The following is a 21,155-nucleotide window of genomic DNA, read 5'->3' as shown; positions in this document are numbered from 1 at the left end:
CGTCACGATACGGCCGCCTCAGCCCTCCGCCGCACCGCCGGCACGCTGAGCAGCGCCGCCATCGCGACCACGCACGCCGCCCCGTAGAGCAGGTAGAGGTTCCGGAAGCCGTCGCCGAGCGTCGACTGGTACGTCTGCTCGATCAGCGCCCGCCGGGCCTCGATCTGAGCGAGGTAGTCGTCGCGCGCCTGGTCGAACGCCCCCGGCACGCCCGCCTTCAGCGCCGTCAGTTTGGTGATGGTGTCGTCCAGATCCGCTTGGGACGCCGTGAGCTTGGCTTTCGCGGCGGTCAGGTCCTCGCGGGCCTTCGCCAGGTCGGCGCGGGCCTTCGTCACGGACGCCAGCCCTTCGGCCAGCTTGTCGCGCGCGGTGACCATCTGGGCGCGCTTGGCGGTGGTCGTGCTCAGCTGGGTGCCGAGCGTCGCGTACTGCGTCTTGGTCGTCGCCAGCTTGGACTGCAGCGCCGAGATGGCCGCGTCCAGTCCCGAGATCTGCCCCTGCAACTGGGCCAGCGACCGGATCGAGGTCAACTGGGTCTTGACGGCGTCCGGCAGAGCGGAGGCGACGTTCGGCGGCAGGAAGTCGAGCAGGGTCTTCCCCGGCGGGACCGTCGTCAGCCCGTATTGCTGCATCATGCCGGCGACCTGGGCGAGCTGCGCGCGGGCGTCCTGCTGCTGCTTGACTCCTGTGGTCATGCCGGCGATGGCCTGACTGAGCCCGTCTCGGCCCTTCTTCATGCCGGCGATGGCCTGGTCGACGCCCGAGATGCCCGCCTTGAGGTCGGAGAGGCCTTTGGTCATCTCGGGGATCTTGGAGTCCAGCTCCGCGAGCCCGGAGGTCATGTCGGTGAGCCCCTTCGACATGTCGTCCAGGCCCTTGCCCATGTCGGCCCTGGCGGTGTCGAGGGACCCCAGACCCTTGTCGACGCCGGCGATGATGTCTGCCTGGACCGTCGGGGTCTGCGTCGCGAACATGCGCGTGGCTACGGTCTTCGTCCGGTCGACGATGGTGGTGACGTCCGAGGTCTTGAGGAGTTCGACGAGGTCGGCCGGCAGGGTGCCGCCGCCGTTCATGTCGACCTTGACCACCTGCTGGGCGTTGAGGTCGGGGAAGGTGACGTCTTTGAGCTTGTCGGCCAGGTCGGGGTTGGCCTTCATGGCGTCGAACTTGGCCTGCAGTTCGGCGGCGTACGGCAGCGTCGGGGCTTTCACCTCCGACGGCAGCACGTTCATGATGGCCGTCTGTAGACCCGTCCCGGCGTGGGCGAGCATGCCGATCATCAGCGCCGGCGCGACGGTCGTGCCGATGGAGCGCATGAGAGACAGGGTGCCCAGGGCCGAGTTGGCCTCGGCCTTGTCGGTGCGCTCGAGCATCATGTAGTTGATCGGCGAGCCGACCGTGAAGCCGAGACCCAGGCCCATGAGCGCGAGGGACGCGAAGACGCTCGGCCAGCCCGGATGCGGGATCAGCCACCAGATCGTCACCGCTGCCGCCAGCAGCGACAGCAGGACGCCGAGGCCGAGGACGCGCTTGGGTCCGTACTTGTCGGTGAGGCGTCCGGACAGCGGCGCACCCACCCCGGAAAACAGGCCCAGGATGATGACGAAGTAGCCACCCTTGCCGGACGCGACGTGCAGGGCGTTCTCGCTCAGCTGCGGCACGAAGATGACGCCCATCAGGATGAATCCGGTCAGCGCCGACAGGATCAGCGTGAGCCCGATGCCGCGATTGGTGAAATAGCGCAGGTTCAGGACGGGGTCGTCCGCGCGGCGCTCGGCCAGGATGAACAGCGGCAGCAGCACCACGAAGCCGAGCAGGTACGGCCAGACGTCCAGGCTCTCGACGCTCTTGACCAGATCGAAGAAGTCGATGTTCCGCAGGCCGTACAGCAGGGCCAGGATCATCGCCACGAGCAGCAGGTTGCCCAGGATGTCGATGCGTTTGGCGTCCTCGACCTTGTGGTTGGGCAGGAAGATCACGCCCGCGGCCACGATCGCCAGCGCGATCGGGACGTTCACGTAGAAGATCCATTGCCAGTTGTGCGCGCCCACGATGTCGAGGATCAAACTCCCCGCGGACGCCCCGAAGATGTTCGCGATGCCGTACACGCCGCCGACCAGGCCGAGCGCCATGCCGCGCTTCTCCTCCGGCACTTCGGTGCCGAATTCCGCCGTCGCGATCGGGATGATCCCGCCGCCGCCGACCGCCTGCAGCGCCCGCGCCGCGACCAGGAATTCGAAGCTGTGCACGTCCTGGCTCAGGCCGCACAGTAGCGACCCGATGCCGAACAGGGCGATGGCGACGAGGTAGATGCGCTTGCGTCCGAACCGGTCGGCCAGCTTGCCCATCACCGGGATCGCCGCCGCGTACGCCAGCGTGTAGATCGTGATCATCCAGATGCCGGTCTGTTCGGTCACCCCGAGGTCGTTCTGGATGATCGTCCGCCCCGGCGTCACGATGCCCGTGTCGATGGCGCCCATGAAGATGCCCAGCAGGTACAGCGCCATGATCATGGCGACGTTCTTGCGTCCGGGCGTGAGCCCGGCCTGGCCCGGCGTCGCGGCGTCCAGCCCGACCGGGGCCGGTGCCGACGTCGATGCCGGTTTGGTCCTGTCATTCACGAACCGCGACTCTACAAGATAGTTCAATGACTGAACCGTGCTGGTCCGTGTGCGACCTCAGCGGAGCCCTCTCACGATCAACACCTGAACCCTGATGTGCGCTCCCTCACGGGCATCCAGCCGCGATGGCCGTGCAGAATCGACACTGAGAGCGCAGAATCGAGTGCCCGATGCGGACGTGATTCCAGACGAGCGGTCCACCGCGGGGCACGCGCCGAAACAGCGAGCGTTAGGCTGGCGCCGTGCCCGAGGCCGATGATCGTCCCCAGCTGAGCCAACCGCGTGGCCATCGCGTGGCCATCGTCGGAGCCGGACCGAGCGGCCTCTTCGCCGCCCAGGCCCTGACCGCCGACGACGGCGTCGAACGCGTCGACCTTTACGACCGGCTGCCGACCCCGTTCGGACTGCTCCGCTACGGCGTCGCCCCTGATCACGGCAACATCAAGCTCGTCGGCGACGCGTTGGAGAAGGTCCTCCGCCACGACCGGGTCGGCTTCTACGGACTCGTCGACGTCGGCGTCACCCTGCCGCTGGACGACCTCCGCGAGGCGTACGACGCGGTGATCCTGGCGTTCGGCGCCGGCGGTGATCTGCTGCTCGACATCCCCGGCGAGGAGTTGCACGGGTCGCGCTCCGGACGCGAGTTCGTCGAGTGGTACGGCGGGCATCCGGACGCCGCGCACCAGTCGCTCGCGGACGCGGACGCCGTGGCCGTCATCGGGGTCGGCAACGTTGCGGTCGACGTGGCGCGGGTCGTGCTCAAGGACGTTGCCGCGCTGGCCACGACCGACATGCCCCAGGAGGTCTTGGACGAACTGGACGCCCACCGTGAGGCGGCGGCGTCCGGACACGACGTCTACCTGATCGGACGCCGCGGCCCCCAGCACGCACCCTTCACTACCAAGGAGCTGCGCGAGCTCCTCGACCTGCCCGGGCTGAACGTGTCGCTGTCGGACGGTGCGCTGGACGGGCTGGACAAGTCCGCCCTCGACCGCCGCGCGCTGGCCAATGTCGATGCCATCCGCAAGGCCGTGGAGCGCACCGAGGCCGCCGCGAACCCGTCCGGACGCTGGCTGCACCTGCTGTTCTGGCATCGCCCCGTCCGCATGACGGGCGACGGCATCGTCGAGCAGCTCGTCGTCGAGAGGACGCACCTAGTCGACGGACGCCTCCAAGGCACGGGCGACGAGACGGCGCTGCCCGTTCGACTCGTCCTGCGCGCGGTCGGCTACAAAGGACTGGCCATGCCCGGCGTCCCCTTCGACGAGAAGCGAGGCGTGATTCCGAACGAGGGCGGCCGCGTGGTGGACGCCAACGGCAGCCAGGTGCCGGGCCTCTACACCTCCGGCTGGATCAAGCGCGGACCCATCGGCGTCATCGGCAGCAACAAACCGGACGCCGCCGAGACCGTCAGCGCCTTGTTGGCTGACTTGGCCTCGACCGATCGCCGCGGCAGCGGACGCACCGGCGAAGAGATCCTGACCGCACGCGGCCTCGACATCGCTACGTTCGAGGACTGGCTGACCATCGACGCTGAGGAGCGCGCGCTCGGCGCCTCGCTGGGCCGCGCCCGCACCAAGGTCGCCACCTGGGACGAGCTCACCGACCTCGCCCTCGGCCGCACCGACGCCTGAGCAGGTCAGCGCCTCAGCGACTCATTAGCACCCGCGGCTGCTGGTTGCGGCGAGAGATGGCTCCCTGAGCTTGTCGAAGGGCCCAAGACCAACCCGCTCTGGCCGGCCGAGCGGGTCAACCCGGAAACGGTCACTCTCAACGGCGGAGTCCAGCCCCTCCCACCCAACTTCGCTCGCTGAGAGTGCGCAAAATCGGGTTCCATGGCCCGCCGTCGTGCACGTGGGTGCCGGTTGCAGTCCGTCACAGCGACCCTCACCCCAGCAACCAGCCGTTGACCCATGCCCTCTCCGGCGCCAACCCGGAAACGGTCACTCTCAACGTCCCGGATCGGCTGATCCGAGCTGATCAGCTGGCTGAGAGTGCGCAAATCCGGGTCCGCGTGATGGACGGCCCCATCAGTCGGCAGGATGGGCGCGTGACGCGCACCATCGAAGACCTGTTCCCGCCGTTCGGCGTGACGATCACCTGCGGACCACTGTCGATGCGCCCGCTCCGCGAGTCGGACGCACCAGGGTTCGAGGACGCCGTCCGCACGCACGGCATCTACGACGACGGACGGGTCATGCCGTTCCTGACCCCGTGGGCGGACGCCGGCGATCGCATCGGCGTGAACCTCCTGCAGCAACTGCTGTGGTCCAACTGGGCAACCTTCAGCCCCGACCAGTGGCAGCTGCCGTTCCGCGTCGAGTTCGAGGGACGCTTCGTCGGCGTCCAGGACGTGTTCACCCGCACCCCCTTCCTCGCCACCCGCACCCTCGAAACCGGGTCATGGCTGCTGCGCCCCGAGCAGGGACGCGGCACGGGCACCCTCATGCGTCAGGCGGTCTGCGCGTTCGCCTTCGACGACCTCGGCGCCGAGCGCATGGCGTCCGGAGCCTTCCTCGGCAACGAGCGCTCGCTCGGAGTGAGCCGCAAGGTGGGCTACGTACCGAACGGCGTCCATCGGCTGCCCCAGCCCGACGGGGAGGGTTGGCGGGAGGAACTCCAGCTCCTTCTCACTCCGGACGCCTTCGTTCGCCCCTCTGACCCGGTCGTCTGCACCGGCGTGGACGCCTTCCGTCGCTTCATCGGCCTGGACGCTGAGTCGGACGCCCCGAGCTAGTCCTCGGCCTCGTCGCGCCGCTGCAGGGCCCTGACCAGGGCATACACCGCGCCGGCCACCAGGCACGTCCCGAGCGTCAGCCCCAGAATCCACCACCGCTGGGACCAGTCGGCCGGACGCACCATGCCCGGCATTCTCCACCCGATCCGAGAAACCGAAAGGCCCGGATCAACTGACCCGGGCCTTTCGGTTTGCGCGCTCGGAGGGACTCGAACCCCCAACCTTCTGATCCGTAGTCAGATGCTCTATCCGTTGAGCCACGAGCGCTTGGTTGGTAAACCAGGGAGAAACTCTACCCCGCCCCCAGACCTGCGGCCAAACCGACCGCGTCCACCCGGTCGAGCAGCCACGTCACCGCCAGCAGGTCGGCGCTGCCGCCCGGGCTCAGCCGTCGCGCCACGAAGGCGGCCTCCGCGTCGGCCAGGTCCGCGACCAAGGCGTCCGGTCCCGGCCGCCCCTCGACCACGCCCCGGGCCCACCCACGGACGTACGCCAGCCCCTCGGCGCCGCCCCGCGCGACCAGGTTCGTGTCGTCGTTGGCCGCCATCAGCGCCATCAGCGCCCAGCGCGCCGCATCGTCGGCGTCCCCGGTCTCAGCCAGCCGGGACCGGTAGGCCGGCAGCCCCACCGTCGCCGCCGTCTCGAACCCGCCGGACGCCTCGCCGCGCGCCCCGGTGAGGCCGAGTTCGCGCAGTGCGGACGCCCCGTGGCTCGCGTCCGGACGCCTCCGCCAGTCCTCCAGCCAGCCGGACGCCAGCCGCGCGGCCCGCGTCCGGGCGCGTTCCACCAATCCCTCGGACGCCTGCCCAGCGGCCTCGCCACCCCACGCCGCCAGCAACAGCCCGAGCGCGAACAGCGCTCCCTTGTGGGTGTTCACCCCGCCCGTCGCGGCCAGCATCTCCGCCTCGGCGGCCAGCCCAATGTCCACCAGTCGCGAACGCAGCGTCGCCGCATCCGCCCCTGACCAGGCCCAACCCGTCTGCCAGCACGCCACGAACCACGGCAGCAGCGCCTCGGCGCTGCGCTCCAGGAGTACGAGGTCCATGTCCGAGTGCGACCCGGACGACACGGCGTCCACGAGCCCCGGCTTGGGGGTGAGCCGCGCCTCCATCAGCAGCGCGTCAACCGCGAGCCCCCCGGCCGCCTCGGCCGCCTCCCTGGACGCCCCCGCCGCCAGCCCCGCGCGGGCGGCATCCACCAAGAGCGGCGAATGCCGCCGCGAGCGCGCGCAGCCAGCGGCGTCCAGGTCGCAGACCAGGCACCGCCTCGGCTCCAAACCGAGGTCTCGGCGACTCAGCACCACCGGCTGACCAGCCACGGGCCCGACGACGACGTCGAGATCCCACAGCCGCCCGAGCGGCTCGGACTCCTCCAACGCCACCAGCGCCGCCTTGACCTCCATCCCGGACGCGTCCACCGCCGCCAGCCACTCCGGACCCGTCACCCCGGACGCCGACCGCTCCGCAGCCAGCCGCCAGCCGCGGCGTCCGACCAAGCCCCGAACCGCCTCGACCGCCGCCGCGCAGACCGACCGCGCGACCGCGTCGTCCTTGTCGGCCCCCGGCGACACCACGGTCACGCTGACCACGACGCCCGACCCCAGCAGCGCCACCTGCTCATCGCGGCGCTCCTCGCGGCGGTCGAGCACGTCGGCGCAGGACGCCATCAGGACGCGACCGCCCGCACAACGTCGATCACCGAGCCGTCCCGGTACCGGACGACCCCGACGATCTCGTCCGTCGTCTCGACGGCCCGCGGCCGCCCACAGATCTCCAGCGCCCGCGCGAACAGGGCCTCGATGGTGGTCACCTTGATCCCGGCCGCAGCCAGGCGCTCCGCCACCGCCGGACGCCTCGGGTTGACGCAAACCCCGTAGTCAGTGACCAGAACGTCGACGTTGGACCCGGGCGTGATGAGCGTCGTCACCCGTTCCACGATCGTCGGGATCCGCGTCCGAATCAGCGGCGCCACCACCACCACCAGCTTCGCCCCCGCGGCCGTGTCGCAGTGCCCGCCGGACGCCCCCATCATCAGCCCGTCCGAGCCGGTGAGCACGTTGACGTTGTAGTCGAGGTCGATCTCGAGCGCCGACAGGATCACGACGTCCAGTTCGTCGACGCAGGCCGCCTTCGCCGCGGGCGAGGCGTACTCGGACGCCGACACGATCGTGTGCCCGGGGTTGCGTTCCAAGGACGAGGCGGCGACGAGGTCGAAGCTCTGCACGTCGAGCAACCGCCCGACCAGCCCCCGCTCGTGCAACGCGACCATGCTCCCCGTGATCCCCCCGAGTGCCCAGCCAGCCTTCACCCCGCGACGCTCCATCCGCTCGCCGAGGTAGTCGGTCACCGCCGTCGCCGCGCCGCCCGACCCGGTCTGGATCGAGAACCCGTCCACGAAAAAGCCGCCGTGCTCGACGACGTCCGTGGCGCGCCGGGCGACCAGCAGGTCGCGGGGGTTGGTGGTGGTCCGCGTCGCGCCGACGTTGATCCGGCTCGGATCACCCACCCGCTCCACGACCACGATCAGGTCGACCCGGTTCTGCCGGATCACCGCTGGCGTGTTCGGGAAGGCCACCACCTGCTCGGTCACCAGCACCACGGTCTCGGCAAACATCGCGTCCACCAGGGCGTACCCGAGCGACCCGCACCGGCTCGCCCCGGACGTACCGTTCGCGTTGCCGAACTCGTCGCACGCCGAGACCCCCAGGAACGCCACCTTCGGCCGCAGCTCCCCGGACGCCATCAGCGCGGCCCGTCCGCCGTGGCTGTGCACCTGGACCGGGTGCGGCAGCAGCCCTCCCCGGCTGATCCGCGCGGCCAGGGTGCCGCGCATTCCGGACGTGTAGATGCGGCTCACGACCCCGCGCTCGATGTACCCGACGACGTCGCCGTGGCACGCGTTCAACGACGAGGACGCCAGCGTCAGGCCCCGGATCCCCAGGGCCTCCACCTCGGCGAGCACCTGCAGGATCAGCAGGTCGCCCTCGCGGAAGTGGTGGTGGAACGAGATGGTGTCGCCGTCGCCCAGCCCCGAGCGGCTGATCGCCTCGGTCAGCGAGCCGACCACCTTGCGCGCGCGACGGGCGTCCTTGTCCGCCTGCGTCGACGGCGCCGGCCCCGCGAACGGGACCAATCCGGCGAGCTCGACGGCGTCCGTTGGAACCCGACCCTGCCAGCCGCTCATCGGACGCCTCCCGCGACCTGAACCCCGGACACCTGCGCCAGCCGGATGGTCCGGTGCGCGGCGGCGATGATCGGCGCGTCGATCATTTTGCCGTCGAGGGCGACCACGCCCATGCCGACCTTCTCGGCCTCGACCGCGGCGGCCACGACCCGGTGGGCGCGCTCGACCTCCTCCGGCGTCGGCGCGAACGCGTTGTGCAGCGGTTCGATCTGCCGCGGGTTGACCAGCGACTTGCCGTCGAAGCCCAGCTTCTTGATCACCGCGACCTCGCGCAGGAAGCCCTCGGTGTCATTCACGTCGGCGTAGATGACGTCGTAGCAGTGGATCTTCGCCACCCGCGCCGCGTGCAGGATCGCGCAGCGCGCGAAGAACAGTTGCGACTCGTCGGCGGCGGCGTCGTGAGTGGTGTGCATGTCCATCGCGTAGTCGTACGCGGCCAGCGCGATCCCCATCATCCGCGGGGACGCCGTCGCGATCGCGACCGCATTGACCACCCCGGACGCCGACTCCACGGCCGCCAGGATGCGCGTCGTGCCCGGGACGCTCCCGTACTTGCCCTCCAGGACGCCCAGTTCGGCGTCCAGGTGGCGGATCATCTGGGCGTCCGTGACCATCGGCAGCCGGACGATGGCGACCCCGGCGCTGACGACCGCCTCGAGGTCGTCGCGGAAGAACGGGGTGTTGATCGCGTTGACCCGGACCACCACCGGCACCCCCGCCCACACCGGGCTCTTGAGCGCCTCGTGCACGAGCAGCCGCGCGGTGTCCTTCTCGCGCACCGACACCGAGTCCTCCAGGTCGAACATCACGTAGTCGGCGCCATAAACCTGCACCGTCGAGAGCCACGCGGCGTTCGATCCGGGCACGAACAGCATCGACCGGCTGGGCCGCTCGGCTGGGCTCTTCTTGGCCTTCACAGCTTCCTCCAATCCGGCCTGGCCTGCGCCCCGCGCAGCACGGCCCCCTGGACGCGCGCGCGGATCACGAAGTCCAGCGCGCCCTTGTCCTGGACCGAGATGAGGCCCTCGGTGACCCCCAACCGGTCCAGCTGCTCGGCGACCGTCCGGCGGATCTCGGCGCCGAACTGGGCCTCCACGGTCGAGGTCACCTCGATCCGCAGTTCCTCGGCCGGTGACACCCGGACGAGGGCGTCCGACGACTCCAACGTGCCGGCGACGGCGTCCACTTCGATGCGCATTCACGGCTCCTAACGGCGATGACCAGGGGAAACGAGCGAGCGGAGGTGGGCCAGCGTGGGCCCCGGGACGAGCCGCGCGACGGCGTCCAGATCGCCGGACGCCAGTCCCTGTCGAACTCTGGACGCCGAGACGGCCTCGCCGTCGACCTCCAGTCGAGCGACCTCGTGGACCGCGATGGGCGGGGCGTCCAGCGGCGCCTCGGCCAGCCACCAGCGCATCTCGGCGTTGTAGGCGGCCGTGACGGGCGACAGCGGCTCGGTGCCGACGAAGCGGTCGGTGATGCCGAGGGCGGGCGCGATCGCGGTACGGAACAGCTGCAGGTCAAGCCCGGCGGCGGCGGACGCGCGGGCGTCCTCCCTCGCCAGGAAGTAGTTGGGGAACGTCGCGCGGCTCACGATGTAGCGGCTGCCGGGGTGGACGACGACCTGCTCGCCGAGGTCCAGTCCGGCGATGCCATCGCGGACGAGCCGCAGGCGGGTCGCGGCGTCGAAGGCCGAGGCGTCCTCGCCGACCACGAAGACGTGCAGGGCGTCGCACTCGGACGCCGCCCGCTCGACCAGGTACCGATGCCCGAACGTGAACGGGTTGGCGTTCAGGACGACCCCGCCGATGCGCCGTCCCGGACGCCTCAGCCGGGCCAGCCCGGCGACGTAACTCGACAGCCCGAACGGGGTGTTCTCGAGCAGCACCGCGTCGTCGGTCACGGCCAGCGCGTGGAACCCGAGGCCCTCCAGGATCGCCCGATTGCCCGGACGCGTGAACGCGAACAGGTGCGTCCGGCCGCGATCGGACGCCTCGTCAAGGATCCGCTGCATGAGCCGGGCGGTGACCCCCTCGCCGCGCACCTCGGGCGCGCTCGCGGCGCACTTCACGACGTCGCCCGCGAGGCCGAGGCAGGCCAGGAGGCGCCCGGATGCGTCACGGGCGGTCGCGAAGAGTTCGACGTCGGCGTCCAGACCGAGGCCGGACGCCTTCAGCAGTCCCCGCACCTGTTCCAGCCCTCTGGCGTCTCGGGCAGCGTCGACCAAGCCGATCGCACACCCGTCCTCGACCGCCGTCTCCAGGCCGTCCGCGCCGCTCACCGCAACCTCCCTCGCGGACCGGTATCGATGAAAACTCTTCCACTCTCCTGCCGTGACCGCAGGAATAGCCGCAATGTGTGGATTTCACAGTCACTCTTGCCGCTCCGAACCATCCTGGCCACGGGCGACCACGGGCCGACCGCCGCCCACGGCGTCCAGGACCGAAACCCAACAACCCCGAAGGATCGGGGAGTACGGCAAGATTGCAGCCAGAGGAACGGATCAGTCATGACCGGCTGGGGCGCTGGAAGATGAGCGCACGGCCGACGATGCAACAAAGGAGATGCCCATGCCCGTGGATGCCAAGCAGATTAAGGCGGACGCCCCCGCCGCCGCCCCCGCCGATTTGGTCGCGTGGGTGACCGAGGTCGCCGAACTCACCAAGCCAGACGCCGTGTACTGGTGTGACGGCTCCGTCGAAGAGCGCGACCGCTTCTACGCCGACATGGTCGAGGCCGGAACCTTCATCAAGCTCAACGAAGAGCTGCGTCCCGGCTCGTACTACGCCAAGTCGGACCCGTCCGACGTGGCCCGCGTCGAGTCGCGCACGTTCATCTGCTCTGAGAAAGAAGAGGACGCGGGCCCCACGAACAACTGGGCGGACCCGGCCGAGATGCGCGGCATCCTGAACGGCCTCTTCGACGGCTGCATGCGCGGACGCACCCTGTACGTGATCCCGTTCTCGATGGGTCCGATGGGCGGCGCCATTTCGCAGCTGGGTGTCGAGCTCTCGGATTCGCAGTACGTCGTCGTCAACATGCGCATCATGACCCGTATGGGCGCCGACGCCCTGAAGCTCATCGGCGAGGGCAAGCCGTGGGTCAAGGCCCTGCACACGGTCGGCTACCCGCTGGTGGACGCCGACGGAAACTCGCGTCCGGACGTCGCCTGGCCGTGCAACGACGAGAAGTACATCACCCACTTCCCCGAGACGCGCGAGATCATCTCGTTCGGCTCGGGCTACGGCGGCAACGCGCTGCTCGGCAAGAAGTGCTACGCGCTGCGGATCGCGTCCGGCATGGCGCGCGACGAGGGCTGGATGGCCGAGCACATGCTGATCCTGAAGATCACGCGCGAGGCCGACGGCAAGGAGGTCTACCTGACCGCCGCCTTCCCGAGCGCCTGCGGCAAGACCAACCTGGCCATGCTGCGTCCGACGATCGCGGGCTACAAGATCGAGACGGTCGGCGACGACATCGCCTGGATGCGTCCCGGCCCCGACGGACGCCTCTACGCCATCAACCCCGAGGCCGGCTTCTTCGGCGTCGCGCCGGGCACCGGCGAGAAGACGAACCCGACGGCCCTGCACTCGGTCGACCGCGACACGATCTTCACCAACGTGGCGCTGACCGACGACGGCGACGTCTGGTGGGAGGGCATGACCGACGAGCCCCCCGCGCACTGCACCGATTGGAAGGGCAACTCGTGGACGCCTGAGTCCGGCGTGCCCGCCGCGCACCCGAACAGCCGCTTCACCGTGCGCGCCGACCAGGCGTCCACGATCGCCCCCAACTGGGAGGATCCGGCCGGCGTCCCGGTCGACATCATCCTGTTCGGCGGACGCCGCGCGTCCAACGTGCCGCTGATCGCGGAGACCTACGGCTGGAACCACGGCGTGTTCGTCGGCTCGACGGTGAGCTCCGAGCAGACGGCTGCGGCCGAGGGCGCCGTCGGCGACCTGCGCCGCGACCCCTTCGCGATGCTGCCCTTCTGCGGCTACAACATGGCTGACTACTGGGGCCACTGGCTCAAGATGGGCGAGGTCCTCGGCGACAAGGCGCCGAAGATCTTCCAGGTCAACTGGTTCCGCAAGGGTGCCGACGGCAAGTTCCTGTGGCCGGGCTTCGGCGACAACAGCCGTCCGATCGCCTGGGCGATCAAGCGCGTGTTCGGTGAGGTTGAGGCCGACGACGCCATCTCCGGACGCCTCCCGCGCGTCGAGGATCTCGACCTCGACGGGCTCGACCTGACCGACGATCAGCTGAAGGCCTTGTTCGCGCTCGATCCGAAGGCGTGGGCGGCCGAGGCCGACCTCACCGAGGAGTACTACGCCAAGTTCGGCGACAAGCTGCCCGCTGAGCTGTCCGCTCAGCTCGCCGCCCTGCGCGAGCGCATCGCCTCGGCGTAATACCGCTCGTCAAACGGGGGTCCGGTTCGCCGGGCCCCCGTTTGGCGTCCCCGGGGATGCGGACACTCAGGGCGCTCTAGTCCGGGTTGGTCCTCGCTACCCTCGCGGGGTGACCATCGAGCTGCGCGCCCACCACCTGCTCTGCCTGCTGACGTACGTCGGCCACGGCTACACGCCCGCGTTCGCCGTCAACCTGGACGCCCTCTGCGAACGCCTGTCGGCCGGCGAGGACGTCACGCTCGTGGAGGGTCCGGACGCCGTGTGCGCGCCCATGTTGGGGCTCGGCCACCACTGCGAGGAAGCCCGGCTGTCGGCCCGGGACGCTGCCGCGCGGGCATCGCTGGACCCGCTGCTCGATCTCACCGGACCCATTGCGCTCGACGCGGCGACGTTGCGGACGCTCCGCTCGGCCTTCGCGACGGGCAGGGTCCGCAACGCCTGTGCGGGGTGCCAGTGGCACGAGTTGTGCACGGAGGTCGCCTCAGAGGGGTTCCCGGGCGTCCGCCTGAGCAGCTGAACACCGCGCCGACGGGCGCGACGCCGTCCATCGAGAGCCGGCCGCGTCAGCTGGCGCCGTCCGGCCACGAGACCCAGCCAGCCGGGCGAGACAGCGTCCATCGGGCGACAGCGAGTTCCGGACTCCGTCTAGGCGCAAGACCCAGCGGACTAGGCAACCGGCGCGTCGGCGTCCGCTGTAGAAACGACGAACGCCCCGGCGGAACCGGGGCGTGTCGGCGGAGGCGGCGAGATTTGAACTCGCGATGGGGTTAACCCCCAAACCCGCTTAGCAGGCGGGCGCCATAGACCGGACTAGGCGACGCCTCCTCGCGCTGGGACAGCCTACAAGGACGCCGACGGGCGCGGCAAAGCGGGGAGCGGGCGTCAGTGGAGGTTGCGGTAGCCGCGGTTCGCGTCGAGCTTGGCGGCCATGGCGGCGGCGAGGCGATCGAGCTCCTCGGGGCGGGCTCCGGGGGGCGCGACGATGGACGCGTCCTTGCCGTGGGCGTCCCGGATCGTCAGCTGGTTGCCCGCCATGGTGACCTTGCGGACCTCAGCCCAGGGCAGTCCGAAGCGGGTCTGGGCGCTGGTCAGGACGAAGCCGTCGTCGTCGAGCATCGCGATCACGCCAGCTTTGCGGGCGGCCTCTTGGGCCAGCAGCAGGACGCCGATGCCACCGATCGCGATCACGACGCCGACCGTCAGCGCGACCGACCCCCAGTTGAACGCGCCCGCCGCGAGCATGACGCCGATCCCCAGCAGCGACAGCAGGGCGGCGCCGGCCACGGTGCGGACGGCGGGGCGGCCCTTGATCTGATAGCTGGCGACACTCACGCGGCGAGAGTGGGATTCGAACCCACGGAGCGTTTCCGCTCGGCCGCTTTCAAGGCGGCTGCACTAGTCCACTATGCGATCTCGCCCGAACTCCGCCGCATCCTACCGGCCGCGGTCGTCGGCCGTCGCGCGGGGTGGTCCAGACGCCAACCCCGATTTCGTCACTCTCAGCGCGGGTTTCGTGCCCATCTGCCTCAAGGACGTCGTTGAGAGGGACGTGTTCCGGGTTGAGCGCCGCCGTTGGCCCGAACGGGCCGGGGCTGGCAGTCTGGCGGCATGCGCGCGATCACGTTGACCCAGTTCGGTGGACCCGAGGTGCTGACGGTGGGTGACGTCGAGCGGCCGACCCTGAAGCCGGCCGAGGTGCTCATCAGGACCGCCGCCGCCGGGGTGAACCGCGCCGACCTGCTGCAGCGCCAGGGGCACTACCCGCCGCCGAAGGGGACGTCCGAGATCATCGGCCTGGAGGTCTCGGGGCATATCGAGGAGATCGGGGAGGACGTCACCGGCTGGTCGGTCGGCGACCCGTGCGTCGCGCTGCTCGCGGGTGGCGGCTACGCCGACTACGTCGCGGTGGACGCCGGCCAGGTCATCCCTCCGCCGCCGGGCGTCGACCTGATCACCGCCGCCGGGCTGCTCGAGGTGGCCGCGACGGTCATCTCCAACATGGACCACGTGCGCCTGGCCGACGGCGAGACCTTCTTGGTTCACGGTGGAGCGGGCGGCATCGGATCGTTCGCCATCCAGTACGCGAAGTCGCGCGGCTGCACCGTCGCGGCGACCGCCGGCACCGAGGAGAAGCTCGAGGTGTGCCGCGAGCTGGGCGCCGACATCGCCATCGACTACCACGACGACTGGCCCACGCACCTGCGCGAGGCCACCGAGGGCCACGGCGCGGACGTCATCCTCGACGTCATGGGCGCCAAGTACCTGGACGCCAACGTCACGTCCCTCGCCCGGTTGGGACGCCTCGTCGTCATCGGCCTTCAGGGCGGCATCAAGGGCGAGCTGAACCTCAACAAGCTGCTCTCCAAAGCCGGGACGGTGACGGCCACGTCGCTGCGCTTCCGGCCGACGGCCGAGAAGGCGGCGATCTGCGCGCGCGTCCGGGATGAGGTATGGCCCCTGATCTCTTCGGGACAGATTCGCCTGGCCGGTGAGACCCGCTTCCCGATCGAGCGGGTCCGCGAGGCGCACGAGTGGCTGGCGTCCGGCGAGAACGTGGGCAAGATCGTCCTGACCTTCTGAGGCTTCGACAAGCTCAGCCAACGGGACCCCAGGAAGGCCTCACTCCCTGAACCGCAGCCGCTCCCGAGCGTCGACCGGCACAGGCGCAACAACCGGTCCCTGAGCTTGTCGAAGGGCTATTCGCCGACCAACTTCCAGAACGCGGACGCCGCACGCGACGGGCGTCCGGTGCGTGCCTCGGACGCGTCCGCCCTCGTCATCACGGCCGTCACCCCGTTGACGCCCAGCCATCTGAACGGCTCCGGCTCCCACGAAGGGCTGCGGTGGTTCGCGATCGGCAGCGAGCCCAGGGCGTCCGGATCGTCGCCGGTCATGAGCGCCGCCAGCGTGCGTCCGGCCAGTGCCGACGTCGACACGCCATCCCCCACGTAGCCGCCGGCGAAGCCGAGCCCGGTCCTCGGGTCGAAGGTCGCGGTCGGGAACCAGTCCCGCGGCACGCCCAGGTTGCCGCCCCAGGTGTGCGTGAACGACACGTCGCGGAGCGCCGGGAACAGCTCACGAAGGGTCCCCTGCAGCATCGCGTGGACGCCCGGGTTCTGGTCGAACGCCCGGCTCACCCGCGACCCGAAGTGGTACGGGGCACCGCGCCCGCCGAACGCGATGCGTCCGTCCGCGGTGCGTTGGCCGTAGACCACCAAGTGCCGCCCGTCGTTGAACGTCGGACGCCCCGCGAGACCGATCTCGCTCCACACCGACTCGGGCAGCGGCTCGGTCGCGGTCATCAGCGAGTAGATGGGCGCGATGCGACGCTGCTGCCCGGCCAGCGCCGCGGTGTATCCCTCGGTCGCCAGGATCACCCGCTCGGCCCGGACGAGCCCGCGATCGGTGACGACCAGTCCCGGACCGAAGCCTTGCACCGTCGTCTGCTCGTAGATCGTTGCCCCGCGCCCCTCGACCGCCCGCGCCAGCCCACGGACCAGCCGCGCCGGATCGAGGGCCGCACAGTGCGGCGTCCAGGTTCCGCCGAGCGCACCCGCAACGCGCGCGTGGCGCTCGACGCCGGACGCGTCCAGTAGCTCGTGGTCGTCGCCGAAGCCCCAGTCGGACGCCTCCGCGACCTCGGCGCGGGCGCGGGCGAGTTGAGCCGGGTTGCGCGCCACGCTCAGGTAGCCGCCCTGGACGAACGAGCAGTCGATCCCCTCGGACGCCGCGATGCGCCCGATGTCGGGGACGAGGTCGTGGAGCGTCCGCTGCAATCGTTTCGCCGCTTCGCGGCCGTCGGACGCCCCGGCGCGCGTCGCCACCCGCGCGACCTTGGCCAGGGAGGCGGGGAAGATCGCCGAGCACCAGCCGCCGTTGCGGCCGGACGCGCCGAAGCCGGCGATCTCGGACTCCAGGAGCACCACTCGCAGGGTGGGGTCGATCGCCAGCAGGTGGTAGGCGGTCCACAGCCCGGTGTAGCCGGCGCCGATGATCGCGACGTCGGCGTCCCGATGGCCCGGCAGCGACGGACGCGGCGTCAGCGCCTCGTCGAGTTGGTCGAGCCACAGGCTGACGGGGCGATAGGGGTCCACGGCTGGCATGGGCTGAACTGTAGGGGCCGAAGCGACAACCCGGGCTAGAGCGCTCTCACCGCTCGTGAGTGACCTGGACGCGCGGGAGAAGACGTTGAGAGTGCGCAAAACCGGGTTCGTCCAGATGAGGGGCGAACGCCCTTGCGGCTCCGGGCGCACCGGTCGTACGTACCCGTCGTGACGCCCGGACCTGCTCAAGCGTGTGCCCTCCGCGCGACGCGCGGACGAGGACGCTTCCCGGCGATACTGCTCGAATTCTCGACCCGGACCCAACCATTCACCGCTGCGGCGCGTTAAGGGGGTATGACGATCAAACCCCGCACCGTCGCTGGCCTCGCGCTGGCCCTCGCTCTCGTCGCCGGCCCCGCAGCCGCGACCTCGGCCCACGCGGCCCCCTCCACGTCGATCACCGTGTCGAACTCGGTGTCGCTGAAGGTCCCGGACTTCAAGACCAAGATGACACTCGGCTTCGACTCGGGCTCCTACGCGCTCCAACCGGCGGCCGACGGGCAGTACTGCGATTCCACGGACAACGGCTCCACCGGCAACGAGCCGATGCCGCTCGGCGGACGCCAGTGGCTGTGGGGTTCGAGCCCGGCGTCCAACGATCCTCAGGTGTCTGTGATCGAGATCGTCACGATCTGGGCGGACGGCAAGAAGGCCCTGACGGACCTCCAGAACGACACCGGCGCCTGCCGCTTTGGCGCGCTGAACCTGACCGCCTTCAAGGTCGTCGAGAAGTCCGCGACCGACTTCGGGGCGACGTGGCGCGACGGATTCGGCTCCTTCACGGCGGCGCATTCACGGCTGGTCGGCGACGTCCTGGTCTCCGTGACCGTGACCCTGCCGCGCGGCACCGCTGCGAGCACCGCGGCGGAGGCGACCCGCCTGGCCGGGATCGGGGCCGAGCGGGTGCAGCGCACCGGACTCACCAAGAACAGCCCCGTGGGCAACGAGGTGGTCCCGCAACCGGTTGCCACGACCGAGGCCGAGAAGGCGAAGGTCGCCGCGGACGCGGCCACGCAGCAGACGGCCGCGGTGGTTCCAGCCGCCTCCAGCCCGTCGTCGACCACGCCTCCGGCTCAGCAGTTTGCGGCCGTGGCTACGGCGACCCGCACCGGCAACAGCCTTCGACCTCTCGCTGTTTAGCCCATCCCCAGGTTGACGGCCGACGCCCTCGTGGCGTCGGCCGTCGGCGTGCGGCGTGCCACGCTCAGCGCAGGAAGAGCTTCCGAAGGCGCAAGGTCACGACCGTGACGCCGATCACGCTCATCGCCACGAAGTACAGGATGTGCACGGCCGTGCGGCCGTCGAAGTAGCCGACGGAGAGTTGCCGCATCAGCTCAACCCCGTGCCACAGCGGCAGCGCCATGATCAGCGCCTGGACCCAGCCGGGGTACACCGTGATCGGGTAGAGCGTCGCCGAGAACAGGAACATCGGAAGCAGCACGAAGGGCACCAGGTCGAGCTGCTGGAAGCCCTTCATGTAGCTCGTGGCAGCCATGCCCAGGGACGCGAATCCGAGCGCGATCAGCAGCGCCACCGGCAGCATCGCTAGGGCCCACCACGACGTGACCAGGCCCATCACCCCGAGCACTGCCAAGAACCCCACGGCGTACAGGAAGCCCCGGAACAGCGCCATGAAGATCTCGCCGAGCGCGACGTCCATCGGACCGAGGGCGGTGGCGAGCATGCCTTCGTAGAGGCGTCCGTACTTGAGCTTGAAGAACACGTTGTGGACGCCGTCGTAAATCGCCCCGTTCATCGCGGACGTCGCCAGCAGCGCCGGCGCGATGTACATCGCGTACGAGATCGGACGCCCGTCCGGCCCCGGCACCCCGCCCACCAGCGCGCCCATGCCGACGCCCATCGCGAGCAGGTAGAACACGGGCTCGAAGAACCCGGTCGCGATGACCGCCCAGTTCGCGTTGCGGATCACCCGGAAGCCCCGTTCGATGACGGCCCGCGCGTTGCCCGCGTACAGAGCCGCCACTGTGGGTGGACGCCGCCGCAGCCGCTCCAGGGTCGGACCCATGATCGCGCTCACTTGGTCAACCTCCGGAAGAAGTTGCGGCGCATCAGGACGAGTCCGACTGCGACGTAGGCCACCAGCACCAGCAGATGTGCGACGACGCCCTCGAGCGGGTACGCCATGCCGAAGGCCGCCACCCGCGCCAGCTGGGTGCCGTGCCACATGGGCGAGATCCAGCCGATCCACTGCAGGTAGATGGGCATCACGTCGAGCGGGAAGAACGTGCCGGCGAACAGGAACATCGGCATCACGATGATCCGGTTGATCAGGTTGAACTGGATGCCCTCGTCCTCGATCGTCGCCGAGTACGCGGCCAGCGGCGCGAAGAATGCCAGCCCAGCCAGCATCGCGATCGGCACCGTCAGCACCGACCAGGGACTGTGCCAGGCGTTGAACGGCAGCCCGAGGACCCAGAACGCAGCCCCCTGCAGGATCAGCCGCGCGGTCATTCCGATCGTTTCGCCGAGGGCGATCTGCCCCGGCGTGACAGAGGTGGCGGACGCCGCGAAGTAGTTCTTCTCCCACTTGAAGCCGCCCATGATCGGCCACGTGCCCCAGCCGGCTCCGCTGGTGGCCACCGTCGAAACCAGGAGCGCTGGGGCCACAAAGATCAGGTACGGGACCCCTGCCACCTGCGAGGTGACCAGCGCCCCCAATCCGATGCCCATCGCCGCCAGGTAGATGATCGGATTTCCCAGCGCCGTCAGCAGCACGATGTGGATGAACGGGATCTCGTTGACCCATTGCCGCTGCGCGACGTGGAGTGCCCCCCAGACGCGGGACCGCGCAGCAAGGGCCGCATGATCCACCCCGCCCGTCCCCACCACCGTCGCGACCTCGGACGCCGTCGCGGTCGTTGGCTCAGCCACGGCCGCCTCCCGCAACGGAGCGGCCCTTCGACAAGCTCAGGGAACGGGTGGACCAGCTCAGGGAACGACGGAACACGCAAGAAAGACCCGATGGCTGAGCCTGTCGAAGCCCAACTCCACCCGATGGCTGAGCCTGTCGAAACCCCATTCCGCCCGACGAAACGCCCAGCGGACGCGTCGGCGTCCGGACGAAAGACCTAGTCAATGAGGCTCCGTCCGGTCAGGCGGAGGAACACGTCCTCCAGCGACGACCTCCGGACCAGCGACGTCACCGGGTTGAGCCCCCGGCGATGCACCTCTTCCAACAGCCCTTCGCCATCGTCGGCGTACATCAGGATGCGATCGGGCAGCACCTCGATGCGCCCGGCGAGGTCGCGCAGCTCGTCCACCATCGCGGCGTTGCGCTCGGACCCGAACCGGACCTCCGCCACCTCGCGGCTGCTGTACTGCTTGATCAGTGACGACGGGGAGCCCTCGGCGACGATCTGGCCGTGGTCCATGACGACGAGGCGGTCGCAGAGCTGCTCGGCCTCGTCCATGAAGTGGGTCGTCACCACCAGGGTGACGCCTTGCTCTTTGAGGCGGAACAGCCGGTCCCAGAGAATGTGCCGCGCCTGCGGATCCAGCCCCGTGGTCGGCTCGTCCAGCAGCAGCACCCGCGGCTCGTTGACCAGCCCGCGCGCGATCGTGAGGCGGCGCTTCATGCCTCCCGACAGCGAGTTCACCTTCGCGTTCGCCTTTTCGGTCAGCTGGGCGAACTCGAGCAGCTCGTCGGCCTTCGGTTTCAGGTACGACAGCGGCAGGCCGAAGTAGCGCCCGTAGACGATCAGGTTGTCGCGGGCGCGCAGCTCCTCGTCCAGGTTGTCGGACTGCGGCACCACACCCAGCGACGCCCGCACCTCGGGCCCGCGGGTCTCGGGGTCGAGCCCCAGCACCTCCAACGTGCCTGACGTGCGCAGCAGCGTCCCACCGATCATCCGCATGGTCGTCGACTTGCCGGCGCCGTTCGGCCCGAGCAGCCCGAACGACTCCCCCGGCGCGACATCGAACGAGATGCCGTCGACGGCAGCGAAGTCGCCGTAGTTCTTCCGCAGCTCGGACGCGTGGATCACAGACACATCCAGCAACCTAAACCCGGCCTCCGACATTTCTTAACCCGAGGCTGCGGCATCCGATTCAGTCTTCAGTTCCGGGACCAGACCGGACGCCG

At 69.8% G+C, this 21,155-nt stretch carries 18 protein-coding genes and 3 tRNA genes; 6 read left to right on the top strand and 15 right to left on the bottom strand.

The annotated features are described in order from the left end of the window. Positions 1 to 2: 2 nt before the first annotated feature. Positions 3 to 2,621: an MFS transporter gene (locus tag FN821_RS08500; RefSeq protein ID WP_131172170.1), complete on the bottom strand. Its 2,619-nt coding sequence runs from the start codon at positions 2,619 to 2,621 to the stop codon at positions 3 to 5. 242 nt (positions 2,622 to 2,863) lie between these two features. Between FN821_RS08500 and FN821_RS08495 the strand changes: the two genes are divergently transcribed. Next, complete coding sequence (locus FN821_RS08495) at positions 2,864 to 4,255, top strand: NAD(P)-binding protein (protein WP_206662055.1); 1,392 nt, start codon at positions 2,864 to 2,866, stop codon at positions 4,253 to 4,255. A 416-nt stretch (positions 4,256 to 4,671) separates the two neighbouring features. Next, a complete protein-coding gene (locus tag FN821_RS08490) occupies positions 4,672 to 5,358 on the top strand; it encodes a GNAT family N-acetyltransferase (protein ID WP_165489306.1) in 687 nt (228 codons plus the stop codon). On the opposite strand, the gene FN821_RS14890 is transcribed toward FN821_RS08490, so the two are convergent. The 7 genes from FN821_RS14890 to citC form a co-directional block, all read right to left on the bottom strand. Next, a complete protein-coding gene (locus FN821_RS14890) occupies positions 5,355 to 5,483 on the bottom strand; it encodes a hypothetical protein (RefSeq protein WP_277751018.1) in 129 nt (42 codons plus the stop codon). The genes FN821_RS08490 and FN821_RS14890 overlap by 4 nt on opposite strands. A 69-nt stretch (positions 5,484 to 5,552) precedes the next feature. Next, positions 5,553 to 5,625, bottom strand: a tRNA-Arg gene (locus tag FN821_RS08485). A 25-nt stretch (positions 5,626 to 5,650) separates the two neighbouring features. After that, the gene (citX, locus tag FN821_RS08480; protein ID WP_131172168.1) at positions 5,651 to 7,024 is read right to left on the bottom strand and encodes a citrate lyase holo-[acyl-carrier protein] synthase; all 1,374 of its coding nucleotides are present in this window, start codon (positions 7,022 to 7,024) and stop codon (positions 5,651 to 5,653) included. Then, positions 7,024 to 8,541, bottom strand: a complete 1,518-nt coding sequence (gene citF, locus FN821_RS08475) for a citrate lyase subunit alpha (protein ID WP_131172167.1) — start codon at positions 8,539 to 8,541, stop codon at positions 7,024 to 7,026. Before citF ends, citX begins: the two co-directional genes overlap by 1 nt. Further along, on the bottom strand, positions 8,538 to 9,458 hold the full coding sequence (locus tag FN821_RS08470; protein ID WP_241660166.1) for an aldolase/citrate lyase family protein: 921 nt from the start codon (positions 9,456 to 9,458) through the stop codon (positions 8,538 to 8,540). The genes citF and FN821_RS08470 overlap by 4 nt, the downstream gene beginning before the upstream one ends. Beyond that, positions 9,455 to 9,739, bottom strand: coding sequence for a citrate lyase acyl carrier protein (gene citD, locus FN821_RS08465; RefSeq protein ID WP_131172166.1), 285 nt, complete (start codon positions 9,737 to 9,739; stop codon positions 9,455 to 9,457). The genes FN821_RS08470 and citD overlap by 4 nt, the downstream gene beginning before the upstream one ends. Before the next feature lie 9 nt (positions 9,740 to 9,748). After that, positions 9,749 to 10,822, bottom strand: coding sequence for a [citrate (pro-3S)-lyase] ligase (citC, locus tag FN821_RS08460; RefSeq protein ID WP_165489305.1), 1,074 nt, complete (start codon positions 10,820 to 10,822; stop codon positions 9,749 to 9,751). A gap of 289 nt (positions 10,823 to 11,111) precedes the next feature. On the opposite strand from citC, the gene FN821_RS08455 reads away from it, so the two are divergent. After that, positions 11,112 to 12,950: a phosphoenolpyruvate carboxykinase (GTP) gene (locus tag FN821_RS08455; protein ID WP_131172164.1), complete on the top strand. Its 1,839-nt coding sequence runs from the start codon at positions 11,112 to 11,114 to the stop codon at positions 12,948 to 12,950. A 109-nt stretch (positions 12,951 to 13,059) separates the two neighbouring features. After that, positions 13,060 to 13,467 carry a DUF1284 domain-containing protein gene (locus FN821_RS08450; protein ID WP_131172163.1) on the top strand — a complete coding sequence of 136 codons (408 nt, stop codon included), beginning with the start codon at positions 13,060 to 13,062 and terminating at the stop codon, positions 13,465 to 13,467. A 218-nt stretch (positions 13,468 to 13,685) separates the two neighbouring features. Here FN821_RS08450 and FN821_RS08445 read toward each other — a convergent pair. The 3 genes from FN821_RS08445 to FN821_RS08435 all read right to left on the bottom strand — a co-directional run bounded on the left by FN821_RS08445 (position 13,686) and on the right by FN821_RS08435 (position 14,368). Beyond that, a tRNA-Ser gene (locus tag FN821_RS08445) sits at positions 13,686 to 13,775 on the bottom strand. 57 nt (positions 13,776 to 13,832) lie between these two features. Continuing rightward, the gene (locus FN821_RS08440; RefSeq protein ID WP_131172162.1) at positions 13,833 to 14,282 is read right to left on the bottom strand and encodes a hypothetical protein; all 450 of its coding nucleotides are present in this window, start codon (positions 14,280 to 14,282) and stop codon (positions 13,833 to 13,835) included. A 1-nt stretch (position 14,283) separates the two neighbouring features. Further along, positions 14,284 to 14,368 (bottom strand) — tRNA-Ser (locus FN821_RS08435). Between the two features lie 190 nt (positions 14,369 to 14,558). Here FN821_RS08435 and FN821_RS08430 point away from each other — a divergent pair. Continuing rightward, positions 14,559 to 15,530 (top strand): NAD(P)H-quinone oxidoreductase, encoded by a 972-nt coding sequence (locus FN821_RS08430; protein ID WP_131172161.1) that lies wholly within the window; start codon positions 14,559 to 14,561, stop codon positions 15,528 to 15,530. Between the two features lie 116 nt (positions 15,531 to 15,646). Here FN821_RS08430 and FN821_RS08425 read toward each other — a convergent pair whose 3' ends face one another. Next, positions 15,647 to 17,053 carry an NAD(P)/FAD-dependent oxidoreductase gene (locus FN821_RS08425; RefSeq protein ID WP_180319750.1) on the bottom strand — a complete coding sequence of 469 codons (1,407 nt, stop codon included), beginning with the start codon at positions 17,051 to 17,053 and terminating at the stop codon, positions 15,647 to 15,649. 294 nt (positions 17,054 to 17,347) lie between these two features. On the opposite strand from FN821_RS08425, the gene FN821_RS14260 reads away from it, so the two are divergent. Further along, positions 17,348 to 18,193 carry a hypothetical protein gene (locus FN821_RS14260; protein WP_165489304.1) on the top strand — a complete coding sequence of 282 codons (846 nt, stop codon included), beginning with the start codon at positions 17,348 to 17,350 and terminating at the stop codon, positions 18,191 to 18,193. A gap of 64 nt (positions 18,194 to 18,257) precedes the next feature. Here FN821_RS14260 and FN821_RS08415 read toward each other — a convergent pair whose 3' ends face one another. From FN821_RS08415 to FN821_RS08405, 3 genes are all read right to left on the bottom strand, one after another. Further along, entirely contained in the window at positions 18,258 to 19,091 is an 834-nt protein-coding gene (locus FN821_RS08415; RefSeq protein WP_241660165.1) for an ABC transporter permease, read from the bottom strand. Next, complete coding sequence (locus FN821_RS08410) at positions 19,088 to 19,945, bottom strand: ABC transporter permease (RefSeq protein ID WP_131172159.1); 858 nt, start codon at positions 19,943 to 19,945, stop codon at positions 19,088 to 19,090. The genes FN821_RS08415 and FN821_RS08410 overlap by 4 nt, the downstream gene beginning before the upstream one ends. 197 nt (positions 19,946 to 20,142) lie before the next feature. After that, positions 20,143 to 21,063, bottom strand: a complete 921-nt coding sequence (locus FN821_RS08405) for an ABC transporter ATP-binding protein (RefSeq protein ID WP_425326753.1) — start codon at positions 21,061 to 21,063, stop codon at positions 20,143 to 20,145. Positions 21,064 to 21,155: the final 92 nt, after the last annotated feature.

This window comes from Propioniciclava tarda (genome assembly GCF_900182665.1).
GTDB lineage: Bacteria > Actinomycetota > Actinomycetes > Propionibacteriales > Propionibacteriaceae > Propioniciclava > Propioniciclava tarda.
Note: the sequence above shows the minus strand (reverse complement) of the source record. Positions and strands in the feature narration are given on the sequence as shown.

Coding starts and splice junctions, on each gene's coding strand:
- FN821_RS14890 (WP_277751018.1), bottom strand. CDS start 5,483: ATGGTGCGTCCGGCCGACTGGTCCCAGCGGTGGTGGATTCTGGGGCTG.
- citX (WP_131172168.1), bottom strand. CDS start 7,024: ATGGCGTCCTGCGCCGACGTGCTCGACCGCCGCGAGGAGCGCCGCGAT.
- citF (WP_131172167.1), bottom strand. CDS start 8,541: ATGAGCGGCTGGCAGGGTCGGGTTCCAACGGACGCCGTCGAGCTCGCC.
- citD (WP_131172166.1), bottom strand. CDS start 9,739: ATGCGCATCGAAGTGGACGCCGTCGCCGGCACGTTGGAGTCGTCGGAC.
- FN821_RS08455 (WP_131172164.1), top strand. CDS start 11,112: ATGCCCGTGGATGCCAAGCAGATTAAGGCGGACGCCCCCGCCGCCGCC.
- FN821_RS08430 (WP_131172161.1), top strand. CDS start 14,559: ATGCGCGCGATCACGTTGACCCAGTTCGGTGGACCCGAGGTGCTGACG.
- FN821_RS08425 (WP_180319750.1), bottom strand. CDS start 17,053: ATGCCAGCCGTGGACCCCTATCGCCCCGTCAGCCTGTGGCTCGACCAA.
- FN821_RS14260 (WP_165489304.1), top strand. CDS start 17,348: ATGACGATCAAACCCCGCACCGTCGCTGGCCTCGCGCTGGCCCTCGCT.